At 44.9% G+C, this 19795-nt stretch carries 17 protein-coding genes; 2 read left to right on the top strand and 15 right to left on the bottom strand.

Translation table 11 applies throughout. The annotated features are described in order from the left end of the window. Nucleotides 1-52: 52 nt before the first annotated feature. From mdh to AC5W2J_RS08705, 12 genes are all read right to left on the bottom strand, one after another. Nucleotides 53-997 carry a malate dehydrogenase gene (gene mdh, locus AC5W2J_RS08760; RefSeq protein WP_496059098.1) on the bottom strand — a complete coding sequence of 315 codons (945 nt, stop codon included), beginning with the start codon at nt 995-997 and terminating at the stop codon, nt 53-55. Nucleotides 998-1021: 24 nt separating this feature from the next. Beyond that, a complete protein-coding gene (gene icd / locus AC5W2J_RS08755; RefSeq protein WP_496059097.1) occupies nt 1022-2290 on the bottom strand; it encodes an NADP-dependent isocitrate dehydrogenase in 1269 nt (422 codons plus the stop codon). Between the two features lie 116 nt (nt 2291-2406). After that, entirely contained in the window at nt 2407-3522 is a 1116-nt protein-coding gene (gene citZ, locus AC5W2J_RS08750; RefSeq protein ID WP_496059096.1) for a citrate synthase, read from the bottom strand. 326 nt (nt 3523-3848) lie between these two features. Next, nucleotides 3849-4325, bottom strand: coding sequence for a DUF441 domain-containing protein (locus AC5W2J_RS08745; RefSeq protein ID WP_496059095.1), 477 nt, complete (start codon nt 4323-4325; stop codon nt 3849-3851). A gap of 121 nt (nt 4326-4446) precedes the next feature. Beyond that, complete coding sequence (locus AC5W2J_RS08740; protein ID WP_496059094.1) at nt 4447-4836, bottom strand: FxsA family protein; 390 nt, start codon at nt 4834-4836, stop codon at nt 4447-4449. Nucleotides 4837-4926: 90 nt separating this feature from the next. Beyond that, on the bottom strand, nt 4927-6681 hold the full coding sequence (gene pyk, locus AC5W2J_RS08735) for a pyruvate kinase (protein ID WP_496059093.1): 1755 nt from the start codon (nt 6679-6681) through the stop codon (nt 4927-4929). 41 nt (nt 6682-6722) lie between these two features. Beyond that, a complete protein-coding gene (gene pfkA / locus AC5W2J_RS08730; protein ID WP_496059092.1) occupies nt 6723-7682 on the bottom strand; it encodes a 6-phosphofructokinase in 960 nt (319 codons plus the stop codon). Nucleotides 7683-7791: 109 nt separating this feature from the next. Further along, nucleotides 7792-8781: an acetyl-CoA carboxylase carboxyl transferase subunit alpha gene (gene accA, locus AC5W2J_RS08725; protein WP_496059091.1), complete on the bottom strand. Its 990-nt coding sequence runs from the start codon at nt 8779-8781 to the stop codon at nt 7792-7794. Between the two features lie 25 nt (nt 8782-8806). Then, nucleotides 8807-9655 (bottom strand): acetyl-CoA carboxylase, carboxyltransferase subunit beta, encoded by an 849-nt coding sequence (gene accD / locus AC5W2J_RS08720; RefSeq protein WP_496059090.1) that lies wholly within the window; start codon nt 9653-9655, stop codon nt 8807-8809. A gap of 175 nt (nt 9656-9830) precedes the next feature. Then, nucleotides 9831-11069 (bottom strand): NADP-dependent malic enzyme, encoded by a 1239-nt coding sequence (ystJ, locus tag AC5W2J_RS08715; protein ID WP_496059089.1) that lies wholly within the window; start codon nt 11067-11069, stop codon nt 9831-9833. Between the two features lie 103 nt (nt 11070-11172). Further along, nucleotides 11173-14481, bottom strand: coding sequence for a DNA polymerase III subunit alpha (dnaE, locus tag AC5W2J_RS08710; RefSeq protein WP_496059088.1), 3309 nt, complete (start codon nt 14479-14481; stop codon nt 11173-11175). Between the two features lie 144 nt (nt 14482-14625). Further along, nucleotides 14626-15576: a DHH family phosphoesterase gene (locus AC5W2J_RS08705; RefSeq protein WP_496059087.1), complete on the bottom strand. Its 951-nt coding sequence runs from the start codon at nt 15574-15576 to the stop codon at nt 14626-14628. 92 nt (nt 15577-15668) lie between these two features. Between AC5W2J_RS08705 and AC5W2J_RS08700 the strand changes: the two genes are divergently transcribed. Further along, nucleotides 15669-15989: a YtpI family protein gene (locus AC5W2J_RS08700; RefSeq protein WP_496059086.1), complete on the top strand. Its 321-nt coding sequence runs from the start codon at nt 15669-15671 to the stop codon at nt 15987-15989. A gap of 97 nt (nt 15990-16086) precedes the next feature. Here AC5W2J_RS08700 and AC5W2J_RS08695 read toward each other — a convergent pair whose 3' ends face one another. The 3 genes from AC5W2J_RS08695 to AC5W2J_RS08685 all read right to left on the bottom strand — a co-directional run bounded on the left by AC5W2J_RS08695 (nt 16087) and on the right by AC5W2J_RS08685 (nt 19156). Continuing rightward, a complete protein-coding gene (locus tag AC5W2J_RS08695) occupies nt 16087-17397 on the bottom strand; it encodes a DRTGG domain-containing protein (RefSeq protein ID WP_496059085.1) in 1311 nt (436 codons plus the stop codon). A 239-nt stretch (nt 17398-17636) separates the two neighbouring features. Beyond that, entirely contained in the window at nt 17637-18320 is a 684-nt protein-coding gene (locus AC5W2J_RS08690; protein ID WP_496059084.1) for a metal-dependent hydrolase, read from the bottom strand. Nucleotides 18321-18397: 77 nt separating this feature from the next. Further along, complete coding sequence (locus AC5W2J_RS08685; RefSeq protein WP_496059083.1) at nt 18398-19156, bottom strand: SDR family oxidoreductase; 759 nt, start codon at nt 19154-19156, stop codon at nt 18398-18400. A 175-nt stretch (nt 19157-19331) separates the two neighbouring features. On the opposite strand from AC5W2J_RS08685, the gene AC5W2J_RS08680 reads away from it, so the two are divergent. Beyond that, nucleotides 19332-19793 carry a universal stress protein gene (locus AC5W2J_RS08680; RefSeq protein WP_496059082.1) on the top strand — a complete coding sequence of 154 codons (462 nt, stop codon included), beginning with the start codon at nt 19332-19334 and terminating at the stop codon, nt 19791-19793. Nucleotides 19794-19795: the final 2 nt, after the last annotated feature.

The following is a 19795-nucleotide window of genomic DNA, read 5'->3' as shown; positions in this document are numbered from 1 at the left end:
TCCTTTTGCTGTAACAAAAAAACAGCTCCCCAAAAGGGAGCCGTTCTTTACATTATTCAGCAGGCAGGGCTTCCATAACAGCTTTAACTGATTCTACTGATTTGGCCATTGCCGCCTTTTCCTCTTCTGTGAGATCAAGCTCAATGATCTTTTCGATGCCGTCGCCGCCGAGAACGGTAGGAACACCGAGGTACAGGTCATTAAAGCCATATTCCCCTTCAAGGTAAGCGATGGTTGGAATAATGCGCTTTTTATCTTTCAAAATTGCTTCTACCATCTGCGTAATGGATGCACCGGGTGCATAATACGCACTCCCGTTTCCAAGTAGAGAAACAATTTCGCCGCCGCCTTTTCTTGTTCTCTCCACGATAGCATCAATTCTATCCTGGGAAAGCAGAGAAGTAAGCGGTACGCCTCCTACGCTGGAATAACGGATTAATGGAACCATGTCATCACCATGGCCGCCGAGAACAAAGCCCTGTACATCTTCTACAGAATAGCCAAGTTCCTGGGAAACAAATGTCCGGAATCTGGCAGTGTCCAACACGCCGGATTGTCCGATCACTCGATTTTTAGGAAAACCAGATTCTTTATACACAGTGTATGTCATCGCATCCGCCGGGTTTGTCAGCACGATAATATAACACTCCGGAGAATGCTTAACAATCTCCCGCGTTACCGATTTCATGATTTTTGCATTTGTATTTACAAGATCATCTCTGCTCATACCGGGCTTTCTGGCAATTCCGGCTGTAATGACCACTACGTCAGAGCCTGCCGTATCTTTGTAGTCTGATGTTCCTGTTACATTCACATCAGCTCCCTGAACAGGAGTGGACTCAAGCATATCAAGAGCCTTCCCTTTAGTCGGGCCTTCCATATCAGGAATATCTACAAGGACTACGTCTGCAAGTTCTTTCTGGGCTGTCATTATAGCTGTTGTTGCCCCTGTAAAACCACTGCCGATAACGGATACTTTTCTGCGTTTAATAGCCATCTTTATTTCCTCCCAGTATCGTAATTACATGTTGTTGATAAGTGCATCTCCAAATTCAGAGCATTTCACTTCTGTAGCGCCATCCATTAGACGGGCAAAGTCATACGTTACTACTTTGCTTTCAATTGTCTTGTCCATCGCGCCGATAACAAGATCAGCTGCTTCGTTCCAGCCAAGGTGGCGGAGCATAAGCTCTCCGGAAAGAATAACAGAAGATGGATTCACTTTATCAAGTCCAGCATACTTAGGAGCTGTTCCGTGTGTTGCTTCAAAGATCGCATGTCCTGTTTCGTAGTTGATGTTGGCTCCAGGTGCAATACCAATGCCGCCGACCTGTGCTGCAAGTGCGTCGGATACATAGTCACCGTTGAGGTTCATCGTTGCTACTACGTCAAATTCTTTCGGACGAGTAAGAATCTGCTGTAGGAAGATATCTGCGATAGAATCTTTTACAATGATTTTTCCGTCTTTTTCAGCTTTATCCTGTGCTTCATTTGCTGCTTCTTTTCCTTCTTTTTCTACGATCTCATCATACTGGGCCCATGTAAATACTTTCTCGCCGTACTCTCTTTCAGCAAGCTCATATCCCCATGTCTTAAAGGCACCTTCTGTAAATTTCATAATGTTACCTTTATGAACAAGCGTTACAGTTTTAAGGTTTTCTTCAAGTGCGTAATCGATCGCTGCGCGGACAAGACGCTCTGTACCTTCTTTGGATACAGGCTTGATGCCGATACCGGATGTTTCAGGGAAACGAATGCCGGTAGCTCCCATTTCATCCTGAAGGAAGTTAATCACTTTCTTCGCCTCGTCTGTGCCCTGCTTGTACTCAATACCTGCATATATATCTTCAGTGTTCTCACGGAAAATAACCATGTTTACATCTTCCGGACGCTTAACCGGGGAAGGTACGTTTGTGAAGTGGCGTACTGGACGAAGGCAAGTAAAAAGATCCAGGCGCTGACGAAGAGCTACGTTTAATGAACGAATGCCCCCGCCGATTGGAGTAGTTAATGGTCCTTTGATAGCAATAAGGTATTCGCGGATTGCATCAAGGGATTCTTCCGGAAGCCATTCTCCTGAATTGTTGTATGCTTTTTCTCCAACAAGAATTTCTTTCCAGTGAATTTTCTTTTCGCCGTTGTATGCTTTTTCAACTGCAGCATCCAAAACTTTTTCAGATGCAGCCCAGATATCCGGGCCAATACCGTCACCTTCGATATAAGGAATTACCGGGTTATTTGGTACGTTTAATACTCCATTATTTGTTGTAATTTTTTCTCCATTAGCCATTTCAAAAAAACCTCCTACTTAGAATAAGTGAACCACTATTTATTTTAATGTTGTCCTGCGGCAGAGTAAAGAGAATAAAGGAAATCCTTTATTCTCTTACTATTGCGTTGTCGCTATTATCTTTGATCCATCGGCACGTACTTCTGCTTATCCGGTCCTACATAATCAGCACGGGGGCGGATTAAGCGGTTGTCGCTGTACTGTTCCAGAATATGGGCCAGCCAGCCGGAAACACGGCTTGTTGCAAAGATAGGGGTAAACAAATCGTGATCAATGCCGAGGCTGTGGTAAACAGAAGCAGAATAGAAATCCACGTTTGGAAGAAGGCCTTTTTCGTTGGTTACAACTTCTTCTACTTTCAGGGACATATCAAACCACTTTGTTTCACCGGTTACTTTTGTCAGGCGCTCGGACATATCACGAAGATGTTTCGCTCTTGGATCGCCGTGCTTGTAAACACGGTGTCCAAATCCCATAATTTTTTCTTTATTCGCCATGGCTTTTTTAATGTAATCTTCAGCCTTATCTGTCTCGCCGATTTCAGAAAGCATAGCCATAACTTTTTCGTTGGCACCGCCGTGAAGCGGGCCTTTTAATGCTCCGATAGCGGATGTCACACCGGAGTAAATATCGGATAGTGTCGCTACGCAGACACGTGCCGTAAATGTCGAAGCGTTCAACTCATGGTCTGCATGAAGAACGAGCGCTTTGTTAAATGCTGTAACAGACGTTTCATCCGGCTCTTCGTTATTCAGCATATAAAGAAAGTTCGCTGCAAAACCAAGGTCTGCTTTTGGTGCAATTGGTTCTTTTCCTTCGCGAATGCGGGAGAAACCTGTAACAATTGCAGGAATCTGTGCCTGAATCTTTACAGCTTTACGCTTGTTTGATTCCTCATTCATTTCATCTGCTTCCTCATCGTACAAGCCAAGCTGGGAAACAGCCGTACGAAGTGCAGCCATTGGATGTACCTTTTCGATCGGATACTGCTTCATGAAATCAAATATTTCTTTCGGTACGTCCATATTTGCAGCAAGATCTTTCGTAAGTTCGTTTAATTCATTTTCCTTTGGCAGATGTCCATTCCAAAGTAAATAAATAACTTCCTCAAAAGTGGCATTATCTGCAAGATCATCAATATCAAAACCCTGATAAGTCAGGACATCATCAATGATGGAACTGACGCTTGAGGTAGTTGCTACTACCCCTTCAAGACCGCGTGTTGTACTCATTTTAAAAACATCTCCTTTACCTTAAAGTATGATTTCCAAATTCTTTGAAAATCGAAAATGCTTACATTTCCATGAATTGTAAAAACCGCCACTCCTTTTTAACTAGAATGGTTAGTCTGTTTGCTACACAGAGTACCCTTCCCTTAAAGGCTCGATCATAATCATCATCGTTCCGGCATACTATTATAGGCGCGATTCATTATAAGCTAACTATGTAGGAAGGACTTTCACCTACTCATTATAACCATAATTCATGAATTTGTGAATCAAAGTACGTAAAAAAATCGCATTCTTCTCTATGCCGGCTGTTACGAGCCGATCTTTTTTCAACCGGCTCCAGATGAAGAAAAGAATTCCACCACTTTCATCGCAGTGTAAGCCATACCAGCTCCGATAAGCGGGCCGACAGCTACTCCATTAAACAAAACAACAGCCAGAATGGTTCCAAATACAAGAGCTGCTGTAATGTGAGGATCGTTTGCAAGCAGCACCACCCCGCCTTTCGCTATGACAGCTACCGCTATGCCGGCCGCAAGCGCGATCCATGCATAGGACGACCTGGCTGCTTCTCCAAGCTGGCTGAACCCGATTTCTCCGGTCATAATAGGGATAAGAACCGTAAATGTAAGAATAGTAACTGCTATAGTAATGCCTTTAGCCTGCATAAAGGGAAATACTTTATCTCCGAGTCCTGCATAATGCACGACGAGCAGAGCAACAATAGCAATAATTAACGTCTGGTTTTTTGCAATGATGCTGACAGCAAGAAGTGCCAGCATAAAAAGTGAGCCTGATGAAAACATTCCAATCCCTTCTCCCTCTGAAATGATGTTGTGGTTTCTTATGTAAAAAATAAGCCGGGCGGATCCGCTTTTTTAAGCAAAAAAAGGCCCACTTTTTCAAGCGGGCCGAATTGTTTTTCACTTACCTTCTTGTAACGACAACTGTTCCGTTCCGCAGCATCCGGTTCAATATTTTTTGGAAAAGTGCTTTAGCTGATCCGCGTGTTGCCGGAATAAGCAGCAAAAAGCCTATCAAGTCTGTAATAAAACCGGGAGTAAGCAAAAATGCACTTCCGAGCAGAATACATGCTCCATCCATAACCAGGTTGCTTGGAATTTCCCCATTCTGCATCTGCAGCTGGGCGGTTCTGATCGTTTGAAGGCCTTCTTTTTTAGCAAGCCATGCACCTAATATACCAGTAAGGATAATAAGAATGATCGTCGGCCAGATGCCAATAACATTTCCTGCCAGAATAAGCACGCCTACTTCAGCGGCTGGAACAATAATGAGCAGCAAGAGGAGCCATTTCATTTAATTCTCTCCTTTTTTTCTCTTATCTTAATATTATATACGGAATAAGCCGCCCCGTATAGCAGGGCGGCTTTTTTACCGTACTTCTCTTTAAAGGACACTTGCATGACCGCGGTAAATATCGCCACGGGCACCGTCCACTGTAATTTCTTCTCCATCTTCAAACAAGTCTGTCGCTTCATCTACCCCAACGATGACTGGAATGCCAAGCGTAAGACCAACAACTGCTGCATGTGATGTTAATCCGCCTTCTTCTGTAATAACAGAAGACGCCTGTTCAAATGCCGGCATCATGTCTTTATCCGTACCGTACGTAATAAGAATAGCGCCTGGTACCATTTTCCGTTTTGCTTCTTCTGCATTTTTAGCGATAACTACTTTACCAGAGGCAGTTTTTCTTCCAATACCCTGGCCTTTTGCAGCTACTTCTCCAATTACGTGAACCTTCATAATGTTTGTCGTTCCAGATTCACCAACCGGTACACCTGCAGTAATGACAACAAGATCTCCATGTTCTACACGGCCGCTTTTTAACGCTTCCGTTACCGTAATATCGAGCATTTCATCTGTTGTTTTCGCTGCAGCACCGTGAATGGCTTTAACACCCCAGACGAGCGCCAGTTTTCTTACAACGCCCGGGTTGCTGGATACCGCAATAATCGGTGATTCCGGGCGGTATTTAGATACAATTCTTGCTGTATTTCCACTTTCCGTAGCAGACAAAATGGCTGCAGCATTTAAATTAAAAGCCGTATGGGAAACAGCCTGGCTGATTGAGTTGGTAATCGAAACCCGGCTTTCTTTTGTTCTTTGGCTTAAAATAGTTTTGTACTTTAATGCTGTTTCTGTTTTGCGGGCTATATTACTCATCGTCTGAACAGATTCCACCGGATAATCCCCGGCTGCCGTTTCTCCTGAAAGCATAATCGCATCCGTGCCGTCAAAGATAGCATTGGCTACATCACTTGCTTCTGCTCTTGTTGGACGCGGATTGCGCTGCATCGAATCAAGCATCTGGGTTGCCGTAATAACCGGCTTTGCCAGCGTATTGCATTTTTTAATTAACTCTTTCTGAGCCAATGGAACATCCTCCGGCGGTATCTCTACACCAAGGTCTCCACGTGCTACCATCAAGCCGTCTGATACTTCAAGAATGGAATCAATGTTGTCGATCCCTTCCTGGTTTTCGATCTTCGGAATGATCTGAATGTCCTCTGCTCCATGCTTTTCAAGAAGCTCTCTTATTTCAAGCACATCAGATGCTCTTCTGACAAAAGAGGCTGCAATAAAGTCTACGCCCTGCTTAATACCAAATTCAATGTCAGCTGCATCTTTATCGGTAATACCCGGCAGATTAACGCTGACATTAGGAAGGTTAACCCCTTTTTTATTTTTGAGCTCTCCATTATTGAGCACTCTTGTAAGAAGGTTTTTTCCCTGAATTTCAAGGACTTCCAGTTCAATCAATCCGTCATCAAGAAGAATTTTCTTTCCGGGTTCCAGGTCATCTGCCAGGCCGCCATACGTTACCGAAATTTTATCTGTTGTCCCTTCTACTTCTTCTGCGGAGACAATCAGGTCCTGCCCTTTTTCAAGGTTGATCGCACCGCCGGCCATCGTATGGGTCCGGATTTCCGGACCTTTCGTATCTAAAAGAATGGCTACGTTTTTCTCGAGCTTTGCAGATACCTCACGGAGATTATCAATTCGTGCCTGATGTTCAGCAAAATCACCGTGGGAAAAATTCAGCCTGGCCACGTTCATGCCTGCTGTCATTAATTTTTCCAAAATCACCGGATCTTCACTTGCCGGGCCTATAGTACAAACTATTTTTGTTTTTCTCATCTTATTCCTCCTAATTATTTAATACACTAACTGCTCCCGAATTAGATAGACAATTCCTGGGAGAGGCGGTATACATCTTTATCAATTTGGTGCGTTTCCTGAAGCGCACTTTCGATACTCTGCGACACAATTTTATTTTCACGGATTCCTACCATTTCGCCTTTTTTTCCATCAATTAAAAGTTCAACCGCTTTAGCTCCAAGACGACTTGCGAGTACACGGTCCGAACCAGTAGGCGAGCCTCCGCGCTGAATATGACCCAGAACGGTAACTCTTGTTTCCAGCTGTGTTGCGTCTTCAATTCGTTTACCAAATTCCGGACCACTGCCTACGCCTTCAGCCACGATAATAATACTATGCTTTTTACCGCGCTGGTGCCCCCGCTCAAGACGGGCAAGTATCTGATCCATGTCATACGGCTCTTCCGGAATAATAATCGTCTCCGCCCCGTCAGCCAGTCCTGCCCATAAAGCCAGGTCGCCCGCATTTCTTCCCATTACTTCGATCACATACGTGCGTTCGTGGGATGTCGCCGTATCACGGATTTTATCAATCGCATCAATGACTGTGTTGAGAGCCGTGTCGAATCCAATCGTAAAATCAGTACCTGGAATGTCATTATCAATCGTGCCGGGAACTCCAATAGTAGGAAAACCAAGTTCTGTAAGCTTCTGTGCCCCGCGGAAAGAACCATCTCCACCGATAACGACAAGACCTTCAATTCCTTTTTTATTCAACTCATTTACTGCAAGCTCCCTGCCTTCCGGAGTCTTAAATTCTTCACACCGTGCTGTATATAATTTCGTGCCGCCTCTATGGATAATATCGCCGACATCACCTAATTGCATTTGTTCAATATTTCCACTTATCAGGCCGGCATAGCCGTTTTTGACGCCATACACTTCCAGCCCGTGAAAAATAGACTTTCTTACTACTGCTCTAATAGCGGCATTCATGCCTGGAGAGTCTCCTCCACTTGTTAATACACCAATACGTTTCATTCTAAACTATCCCCTTCCACATCGTATTATACGTTACCATCTCATTCAAAAAAAATGTAGCTTTTTCTTTTTTTTTGGATCAAAAGCAAAAGTGCTTTCTGCTGTTTAGTCAGAAAGCACTAGGATTATCTGCAGGAATGATAACGCTCTCATCGTTAAATTCCCCGATATTCTTGAACTTTACGTAGCGCTGTTCAATGAGCTCTTCTCCGCTCATCTTCTTCAGCTCATCTATTGAGGATTTCAATACTTTATCTATCTGTTTTGCCTGCTCTGCTACATTATGATGAGCGCCTCCCCTGATTTCAGGGATCACTTCATCAATAATGTCCATTTTTTTGAGGTCTGGTGCGGTGATTTTCATCGTCTCTGCTGCCTTTTTCGCATGAGCGGAATCCTTCCATAAGAGCGCTGCTGCACCTTCCGGAGAAATAACAGAGTATGTAGAATTCTCCAGCATATGAATGTGATTGCCTACTCCTAAAGCAAGAGCACCACCGCTTCCGCCTTCGCCAATGACGATGCTGACAATCGGCACGCTGAAACCTGCCATTTCCAACAGGTTTCTGGCAATAGCTTCGCTCTGGCCCCGTTCTTCTGCAGCTTTTCCGGGGTATGCCCCTTTTGTATCAATCAGGCAGATGATCGGCCGGTTGAACTTCTCTGCCTGTTTCATCAGGCGCAGTGCCTTGCGGTATCCTTCCGGATGCGGCATACCGAAGTTTCGCCGAAGATTTTCTTTTGTGTCTTTGCCGCGCTGATGTCCGATAACGGTAACGGGCATACCGTGATAAAATGCAATACCGCCGACGATCGCTTCATCGTCTCCATAGAGCCGGTCACCGTGCATTTCCATAAAATCGGTGCACAGCTCATTAATATAATCAAGTGAGGTTGGCCGCTCTGCGTGTCTTGCAATCTGCACACGCTGCCATGGCTTTAAGTTACCGTAAATTTCATCTTCCAGCTGCTCCAGGCGGCTTTCCAACTTGTCAATTTCTCCACTCATATCAATTTCTTTGTCTTTCGTAAATTCTTTTAGTTCGTTAATTTTCTCACGAAGCTCAACTACCGGCTTCTCAAAGGGAAGATGGTTCAATGCAGCCTCCTCCTTTCTCTATATGTTACTTTCTGTGGATAGCAAGGATAGTGCCCAGTTTCTCTTTCATCTGCGTTCTTGATATGACACCATCAAGCTGTCCGTGCTTCAAAAGAAATTCCGCCGTCTGGAAATCTTCCGGCAGATCCTGTCTGATCGTCTGCTCAATAATGCGGCGGCCCGCAAATCCGATTAATGCACACGGCTCCGCAAAATTATAATCCCCAAGCGAAGCGAAGCTTGCGGAAACGCCTCCGGTCGTTGGATGCGTCATAACTGATATAAACAACAGGCCTTCGCGATCCAGCTTTTTTAAAGCAGCGCTTGTTTTAGCCATCTGCATTAAACTAAGAACGCCTTCCTGCATTCTTGCACCACCTGAAGAGGAGAACATAATAAATGGTACGCCGTCAGCTGCAGCTTCTTCAATGGCCCGGGTTATTTTTTCTCCTACTACCGATCCCATGCTTCCCATACGAAACCTGGAATCCATGACGCCGGCTACAACAGGATGAGTGTCTATTGTTCCCTTCCCCGTCACAACCGCTTCATGCAGATCCGTTTTTTTCTGGTCCTGTTCTACTTTTTTCTGGTAATCAGGAAAACCGAGCGGATCCGAGGATACCAGATACGTATTTATCTCGGAAAAAGTGCCTTCATCAAACAAACCTTCAATTCTCTCCGGAGCTGTGATTGGCATATGATGCTCACAGTTCATGCACACCATTTGATGTTTACGCAGTTCTTTTGTGTAAACGATCGTTTTACATGATGGACACTTTGTCATAACTCCTTCGTTCATACTGGTAGGCTGCTGCCTTTCAGGAGGTACCGTAGCATATCTTCTTTTTTTATAAAAAAAATCTTTTAACACGCGTACACCTTCTTTGCTTTCCTATAAAGAATGTCTATTTTTTTAAAACATAAATAAGCAGATTCACAAATAAACGGATAGAAAGCGACCGATATGCGTTAACGATCGCTTTCTTTCCGTAAACATTTCTTTTATTTTATCACGTAGCCCGTTGTATATGGGAATAAATTTTAAATTATTCTTTATCGATAATAGAAAGACGGCGTGTTTTTTCTGCCACTTCGTCCGGATCCACTTCTTTGCGGGCTACTCCTGTTTCCATTGCGGTTTTGGCAACGGCTGCTGCTACCGCTGGAGCCACTCTTCCATCAAATGGATTTGGAATTACATAATCTTCCGAGAGGTCGTTATCTGAAATCAAATCAGCTATTGCATAAACGGCTGCTTTTTTCATTTCTTCGTTAATGTGTGTAGCATTTACATCAAGTGCTCCTCTGAAGATACCCGGGAACGCAAGAACGTTGTTAATCTGATTTGGAAAGTCGGATCTTCCAGTACCAATCACATGAGCACCGGCTTCTTTGGCTTCATCAGGCATAATTTCCGGATCCGGGTTGGCCATTGCAAAAATAATCGGATCTTCGTTCATTGTCTGGATCATTTCTTTTGTTAAAGCGCCGGCAACAGATACTCCGATAAACACATCCGTATTTTTGATCACATCTTTAAGTTCGCCGGATGCTCTGTCTTTATTTGTTACTTTTGCCACTGCGGCTTTTACATCATTCATTCCGAAAGAGCGGCCTTCATAGATAGCGCCTTTGGAATCACAGAGAATAACGTCACGTACGCCGAGGCGCTGCAGAAGTTTGATAATAGCAATGCCGGCAGATCCTGCGCCGTTAATAACAACGCGTATTTCAGATATCGGCTTGCCGTTCAGCTTCAGTGCATTGATCAGCCCGGCTGCTGTAACAATCGCCGTTCCATGCTGGTCATCGTGAAATACAGGTATGTTCGTTTCTTTTTTTAAGCGCTCTTCTATAATAAAGCAGTTAGGAGCCGCTATGTCTTCTAAGTTAACGCCGCCGAAGGTTGGTGACATCAGCTTGACGGTTTCTACAATTTTATCTACATCTGTTGTATCGAGGCAGATTGGGAACGCATCTACGCCTGCAAACGATTTAAAAAGGACAGCTTTTCCTTCCATTACAGGAAGAGAAGCTTCCGGACCAATATTACCCAGCCCTAACACAGCGGTACCATCTGTAACAACAGCTACCATGTTTCCCTTCATTGTATATTCGAATACTTTCTGCTTGTCTTCAAAGATAGCTTTACACGGTTCAGCAACACCTGGTGAATAAGCTAAACTTAAATCCCTGGAATTACGGACGGGAACTTTAATTCCTGATTCAAGCTTTCCCTGATTTACTCGATGAATATGAAGGGCTTCTTCTCTTGTCGTTGGCACGTAACCCACTCTCCTTTTATATAACTGCTTTTACTCATTAGAGCAAGTTTTTCGATAACTTGCAAAACTTCTTTTATTATAACAGATGAAACGGACTAGTTCATCATTCAGAAGGCTTAAAGACAATAAATTCTTTCGGAATGTATTTTTCCATTTCTTTCATAAAATGGGGGTTCGGTGACGCTTTCAAATGATTTCCCAGCTGCATGGTTTCTCTTGTCCGCTCATAAAAAACGTTTACTGGCACGGACCCCGGGTATTGATTTACAATTTTTTTCACCTGTTTGATTACATCGGTTTTTTCCAGCTGATCGTCTATTTTTAACCAGAGCATGGACCGGCTTTGTTCGTTGAGCTCAGGCAGGCTCAGGACAGCTTCTCCAATGATCTGAAGGCTGCGTCCTTTTGCTTCAGACCTTCCTTGAATAAGCATAGGAACTTTTAGTTCGATCAGCGGCCTCACTTTACGGTAAACAAATGGAAATAGGACAACTTCTGCTGAAGCATCGCCATCTGTAATCGTGAGAAAGGCCATTTTTTCTCCTTTTTTTGTGCGGATTTCCCGGCATTCTTCTTCAATACCGGCCACCCACATTTTTTTTTGGCCTTCTTTAATATTTCCCAGCTCTGCCGGCTGAAAAGAAGGTAGAAAATGAATATATTCATCCAGAGGATGGCCGCTTAAATAAAGACCGGTTGCTTCTTTTTCTGCTTCATAGGCTTCCTTTGTCGTATACGGCTTGGCGTCTACATAGCGGAAATCGTCATCTCCGGATTGTACCAGTCCGCCGAGGTCTCTTTGGAATTCAGCAAATTCGAGCGCGCGGTCAATAGATGCAAGCAGAACCGCCCGGTCTTTTCTCCATTCATCACAAGCACCGGACTTAATGAGCATTTCGAGCCCGCTGCGACCGAACTCTTTCATGCTGACGCGCATACAGAAGTCGATCAGGTCAGTAAACGGACCTTTTTTTCGTTCTTCGATCAGCGAGTATACCGCTTTGTTTCCAACCTGTTTGATCATGTTAAATCCAAAAAGAATCCGTTCTTGTTCCAGTTTAAACGTAGAATAGCTTTTATTGATGGAGGGCGGCAGAAATGATATTCCGCTTTTTTCTGCAGCTCTTTTGTACTGGCCCAGCTTATTTTTGTTGTGCACATGCAGTGCCAGCAGAACGGTATAAAAAACGGCCGGTTCGTTGGCTTTAATATAAGCCAGCTGGTAGGAAATGACGCTGTAGGCTACCGCATGACTTTTGTTAAAACCGTAATCAGCAAAACGGACGATGGTATCGTATACTTTCGAGGCGGTTTCTGCCGTGTAGCCTTTTTGCACGGCACCGGCTGTAAAAGCCTCTCTTTCTTTTTCCAGTACTTCTCTTTTTTTCTTGCTCACTGCCCGCCGGAGCAGGTCAGCCTGGCCATAGGTATAGCCGGCCATTAATGCAGCTATCTGCATAATTTGTTCCTGATACACAATAACCCCGTAGGTAGAACCGAGAATAGGCTCTAAATCAGGATGGGGAAATGTTGTCTGTTCTCTGCCATGTTTACGCGCTGCATAATTTGGAATAAATTCCATGGGACCCGGCCGGTACAATGCGTTGACTGCCGTAATGTCTTCAAATCGATCCGGATGAATCTGTTTCAGGGCTTTTTTCATTCCGTCGGACTCCAGCTGGAACACTCCATCCGTATCTCCTTGAGCCAGCAGGGCAAAAGCAGCATCATTGTCGAGCGGAAGATCCCGAAGCGAAAAACGATGGTTTTTCCGCTTTATCAGCTCTTCCATCCGCTGAAGCATCGATAAGTTTCTCAGACCGAGAAAATCAATTTTTGTCAATCCCTGTGCTTCGAGCACTCCCATCGGGTATTGTGTCACCGGCACCGCATCTTCTTTATACAAGAGCGGCACATGGTCTGTTAATTCATGTTTACTGACTATAACACCAGCCGCATGCACCGAGGTGTGCCGGGGCATGCCTTCGATCTGGGCCGCCAGCTTCATAACGGCACCGGCTGCTTTTTCCCGCGTAATAAAATCTTTCATATCCGAATTGTTCCGGATCGTTTCCGCTATTGTTGACTGCCTGCCCGGCTGCGCTGGAATATAGCCTGCCAGTTTCTCAATAAGCGCCTGCGGAGTCTCCAGTATTCTTCCAATATCGCGAATGGCGGCTCTGGCTCCAAACGTCCCAAACGTGCCAATCTGTGCAACGTGAGCGGCTCCGTACTTTGTGACTGCGTACCGAATCACCTCATCCCGTCGGTCATCTTGAAAATCAATATCAATATCCGGAAAACTTATCCTGTCCGGGTTTAAAAAACGTTCAAACAATAGTTCGTGATAAAGTGGATCCACGTCTGTAATTTCCAGCACATAAGCTGCCAGTGAGCCTGCTGCAGACCCCCTGCCGGGTCCTACAGCAATGCCGCTGGACCGTGCAAAATGTATAAAGTCCTGCACAATGAGAAAATAATCGGCAAATCCGGTATTTTCTATTATGTTCAATTCATAAGCAAGCCGTTCTTCCGCCTCAGTAGATGGGGAATCGAACCGCTTTTTCAGTCCTTCCCTGCACAAATAGTTCAGTTCTTCGACGGAACTGTTTGTGTGGCGGAGAGGAAAAGAAGGTAGAGAAGGAGTTGACGGCTGAAGAGTTACCGTACAAGCTTCCGCGATTTGGACGGCGTTCGCTGCTGCTTCTCTCTGCGTTTCCGACACCTGCGTATAGGGAGTAATAGCATGTTCCGGAATATCCTGACGATTCATCTCCCGTATAGGAATGCCCTGCTTCACCGCATGAAGCGCTAGTAACGCCTTGTATTCTTTCCGGTCCGCCATCCGAATGTTGTTTCCTGCTGTCAGTGGAAGATCGAACGCCCGGGCTGCTTCTTTCCAGTCTTCCAGGCCGGCTGTTCCTTCTTCTTCCGGCCACTCCAGAAATAGTCTTCCCGCTGCCACTGTCTGTTTGTACTTTTCCAGCGTATCCTTGACCCAGTCTTTTTCCTTGAGGCGGATCCAGTATGCCGCTTCACTTTCTTCCCACGGAAGCACGGCAAATAAATGCTCCGTTCTGCCGGCTATATCATCGAGGGATAACGAAGTGCGCTGGCTTTCCGACGACAGGCGCATCAGTTCCTGGTAGCCTTGATCATTTTCGGCGTATAAAGAAAGGCAGAAAGCATCCTGATGAACGCCTTTGACCGTCAGCTCCACCCCTATGATAGGCTTGATTCCTGCGCCGATGCAGGCATTATAAAAGGGGACGACCCCAAACATCGTATTGGTATCGGTAAGCCCCAGTGCTTCTATATGGTGATGCTTTGCCGTCTCTACCAGTGTATTTATTCGGGCAGTACTGTAGAGCAGGCTGTATTCGCTATGTATGTGAAGCCTCACTTCCTTCATATTGTCCTCCTTTCTTTATCGCCGTTCTTTCCTTTAGTATGACCCGCTTTTTTTCCAAAAACAAGCAATCCATTTTGAATAAAGCCGCCTTATCAAAGGCGGCCGGATGACTGCAAGGAAGCAGTTCAATGGAGCTTACAGCGGTTATTTCCTGCAGAGACTGTTAAGTTCTTCAATAATTGCTTTCGTCTCTGCCAGGTCTTCCGCTTTTGCACCAGATGCATTGGGATGTCCGCCTCCGTTGTGACGGGCTGCTAATTCATTGATGACTACTTTTTTGGAGCGAAGCCTTACCCGGTAGCTGCCATCTTCGTTTTCCACGAAGAAGACCCAGGCTTTAATGCCTTCTATATCAGCAAATACGTTCATCAGCGCAGAAGAGCCGTTAATCGTGACATTATATTCCTGAAGCAGGTCCTGTGTTAAATACATCACCCCTACACCGTTTGAAGACAGTTCAAAGTCAGACAGCACACGCCCTTTCAGGCGTACCAGCGTTTCATCACTGCTGTAAAAACCGGCAAAGAGAGAAGCCGGATCAATCGGATACTTCAAAGCTTCCGCTGCCATCTGCAGCGTTTTCGGCGTAGTGTTGGAATGCTGGAAACGTCCCGTATCTCCTATAATACCCGCGTAGAAAAGCCGCGCCGCTTCTGCAGGGATTTCCCAGCCTTTTTCCGCTTTCAGCCAAAGAGCGAAAGACATCATCATTTCGCACGTGGAGCTTGACTTCGTATCCACCCAGGATGGCTCTCCATATACATCTACTTCAGGATGGTGATCAATTTTTGCCATCTGACCGGCTTTTTCCCATCCACTTCCATCAATTCGTTCTTTATTTGCTGTATCGCAGATAATATACAGAGAGTCTTCCGGGGCTCCCGCTGCTTCTTCACTCATTGATACTAAAAAAGACAAACCCGGCTCATCTTCACCCTTTATCACAATATGCTTTGCAGGCTCGTTATGTTTAATTAAAGCAGCGAGTCCTCCCTGCGAACCAAGAGCGTCCGGGTCCGGTTTTTCATGGCGCAGAATAATAATTTCCTCGTGATTTTCAATCGCTTCGTATAGTTCCTGCATAATACTGCTCATCCTATTTCTTCCTTCCTGTTGTTCCATTATGAGTATTGCGGATCGTCTTTATAAAAAGGTACAATGAATCTGCTAAGAAAGGAGAGATTTATTTGTCCCAGCTTTTTGTTATTATTATTGTCGTTTCTGCCGTATTTTACCTTTTTCAAAAAGTAAAAGCGTTCCGCGCCTCCTCCCCCGGTCTGAAGCGCTGGACGCAGACAAAGGCAAATATCAGTCTCGGCACCGCGCTTGCTTCTGTAGGACTGCTGCTTTTGTTTACGAACCGGGGTCTAGTGGATATTATTATTGGAACGATCTTTACTCTCCTTGGCGCTGCAAATATACTGCTTGGAATGCGTGCCTATAAATTATACAAGCCATATGCCGCTGAAGAAGTAGAAAAAGAACGCAACCAAAGAGAGCCTTCTTAACAATTTTATACTGCACCATTTTCAGGCTGCCGTCCTATTCAGGAACCGGCTGCCTTTTTAACGTCTTCCATAAAAATGGTACTCCCCGATTTCCACTTTAACGGTCGAGCAGCTGCGCCATCATTAATGCTTTTCCAACAATGGCTCCTTTATGATAAAGCTCTACATCAATTTTTCCGTTCTTTCTTCCAACATCCAGCATTTTTCCTTTTAAATCGATAGTGCTTTCAATTTGAACGGGCTTAATAAAATATATTGTTATATTCTCAACAGAAATATCGCCGCGCTTGTACTGCTTAAGCAGACGGCTTCCCGTTTCCGTGACGAGCGTAGTCAGTACGCCGTAGGAAATCATCCCGAGATGATTGGTCATTTGTGGACTCAGTTCGCACTTATAGACATATTCCGACCCCGGTTCTGTTTCACGAAAACGGCTTGTTACAAGATCTTCAATCGTTTCTCCTACGTGCGGCTGTCTCTGCACCATCTGCAGAGCTTTCAGCACATCCTGGCGGCTGATGACTCCCAAAAGATGCCGGTGATCATCAATAACCGGGAGCAGTTCAATTCCTTCCCACACCATAACGTGGGCAACAGAAGCAATACTCGTCCGCTCGTTTACGGTAATAGGGGATTTGGTCATGACTTTTTCGATCGAAGTGCTCATCTGTGCTCCCAGTACGTCTTTAGCTGCTACCATTCCCTGTACCTTCATGTCTTCACTAATTACCGGATAGCGGCTGTGCCCCGTGCGTCCATTCATTTCATGCCACTTATCAACCGTGTTGTCTGTCGTCATATAGTACGTATCCTGAAGAGGAATAAGAATATCATCAACAATTGCAATCTCTTTTTTAATTAACTGATCATAAATAGCACGGTTGATCATGGTGGCCACAGTAAAGGTATCATAGCTTGTCGTAATAACCGGAAGCCCCAGCTCATCGGCAAGCGAGATAACATTTTCATTTGTATCAAATCCGCCTGTAATTAATACAGCTGCTCCTGCTTCCAGAGCCAGCTTGTGTACCTGGTAACGGTTTCCGACGATCAGCAGGTTTCCGGCTTCTACATACCGCATCATTGCTTCAAGCTTCATTGCTCCGATTACAAACCGGTTGAGAGTCTTATGCAGACCGTTCCGTCCGCCCAGTACCTGGCCGTCTACAATATTGACTACTTCTGCATAGGTGAGTTTTTCTATGTTTTCTTTTTGCTTTTTTTCAATACGTATCGTCCCGACCCGTTCGATCGTGCTGACCAGCCCTTGATTTTCCGCTTCTTTTATCGCACGGTAAGCAGTGCCTTCACTTACTTCCAGCGTTTTTGCTATCCGGCGTACCGATATTTTCTCTCCTACATCCAGATCCGTGATGTGGTGAAGAATTTGTTCATGCTTGGTTGTCATATTCACGCCTCCTCTTCTCCCAAATCTGTGCCCTTTTTTCTTTATCGTTCCAAACTGTATTACTTTTATTATACGTTTCTGTTATATACAATTCAACTAACCTCTTTCTGACAGGCATTTCTCCTGCTGTCTGTATAAAACAGCCGGCTGTCCCCGCAGAAAAAATTAATACAGATCAGTTCATGCGGCACAAAAAAAGCTGCTTTCCGTCTCCGGAAAACAGCTCTATTTTATGGCTTTTATAAATCCGTTCCTTCACCAGCGCTCCATGCAGCACCTTCAGCCGGTGAAATCGAAGAAATAAAGGCTTCCGGATCCTGCTTAATTTGAGGCATCGTGTTGTAATGAATCGGCACGGTGAACTTCGGCCCTATCCATTCGACTGCCTGCTTCGCATCTTCTGGTCCCATTGTGAAATTATCGCCGATTGGAATAAACAGCAGATCAATGTTATTGCGCTCTCCAATCATTTTCATATCAGAGAACAATCCAGTATCTCCCATATGATAAATCGTTTTTCCTTCCGCTTCAAAAAGAATCCCGGCCGGCATTCCCATATACGTGATCGTCTGTGTTTCATCATCCATAAATGCGGAGCCGTGGAACGCCTGCGTGAATTTCACTTTTCCAAAATCAAACGTGTAGGCGCCGCCAATATGCATAGGGTGCGTGTTCAGGCCCTTCCAGCCTAAATAAGTAGCCAGTTCAAACGGCGCTACGATCAGTGCATCACTTCTTCTTGCAATATCTTCCGTATCGCCGAGATGGTCGTTATGGCCATGCGTCAGCAGAATAACGTCTGCTTCCACTTTTTCTGGTTCAAGATCTGTTAAGCCATTACCCGTTATAAAAGGATCAATTAGAATCGTTTTGCCGTTCGTTTGAATTTTCACTACTGAATGTCCATGATAGGTTACTTTCAACGATAACACTCCTTTTGGTTTTGCTCGATTTAATTCTCTTTTTTGTATACCTTTCTTCCGATGATTTTAAACAAAAGCTATCTGCGCTTATGTAATACGTCCACCCCGCCGGTTACTTCCATAACCGTACCGGTAATCATGTCGGAATCTTCTTCACATAAAAATAAAATAGTGCGGGCAATATCTTCACCGGTACTCGGCCGCCCTACTGGAATACTGCTGTCTTTTACCGGCCTGGCGTCTTCTATTCCGGCTTCTTTGTAATCTGATGTCACTACGCCCGGACATACCATATTTATCGTTATTCCGTTTTCTGCTTCTTCCACCGCTACTGTTTTCACTAACGAAGCAAGCCCTGATTTGGCTGCAGCGTAGGCGGAACGATAAGGCCAGGCGGGTGCGGAACCAGCTCCCTGAAATCCATAGGCTATCACTCTGCCATAGCGCTGTTCTCTCATAATCGGCACTGCTTCCTGCAGAAGGTAGAACATCGAGCTTAAATTCCCTTCAATCATTTCATGCCATTCTTCCGGTTCATAATCCATCAGTTTTTTCGGTTCGAAAATATACGGCCCCGCATTATTAATCAGCAGATCAAGCCTCCCAAATTTTTCTTTGGCTCTTTGGACGAGCTGTTTAATATCTGCAGACTTCGTAATATCTGCGTTGATGCATAACAGCCGATCTTCCGCTTCGGCCCAGTCTGCCTTTAATTTTTCTACTGCATTTACATCGTTTCTGTAGCTGACTGTAACAGCGTAGCCTTGGTCCATCAGCATGTCTGTCACTTTCCGCCCCAATCCTTTCGATCCTGCTGTAACTAGTGCATGACGCATGATTAGTCCTCCTTATAACACGATCACTCTATGTATGCTTTTGTATTTATTATCCTTACTCATCATACTATGCTTTCGGGCTTCCGTAAAAATATTGCGCTCATGTTCAGCGCTTACATCCTTGTGATATACTGTAAATATAAACTGTCGTACACTCTCTAAAAGGAGGATGACCATGGGCAAATATCAGCATATACTAGTAGCCGTAGATGGTTCGCAGGAGGCCAAAACAGCATTTAAAAAGGCAATAGAGCTTGCGGACGAATACCATGCAGCATTAACGATTGCTCATATTATCGACACCCGCACTTTCGCTACCGTCGAACATTATGACAGGGCAGTCGTTGCCAGAGCGGAAGGATACGGGCAGGACCTTTTGGATAAATATGCCGCAGAAGCCAAAGAGGCAGGATTAACCGATGTAACGACGGTCCTCGACTTTGGTTCCCCAAAAGTGAAAATACCAAAAGATATTGCCAGAAAAACAAAAACAGACCTGATTATTACCGGAGCAACAGGCCTGAACGCGGTAGAACGCATATTTATAGGCAGTGTATCCGAAGCTATTGCCAGACAGGCCAAATGCGACGTTCTTATCGTGCGCACCGCAAACCACCCGGATCAGGCCCAGCCGTGAGA

The organism is Sinobaca sp. SA16-1, from assembly GCF_059510515.1.
This window is presented reverse-complemented; position numbering and strand designations above follow the sequence as displayed.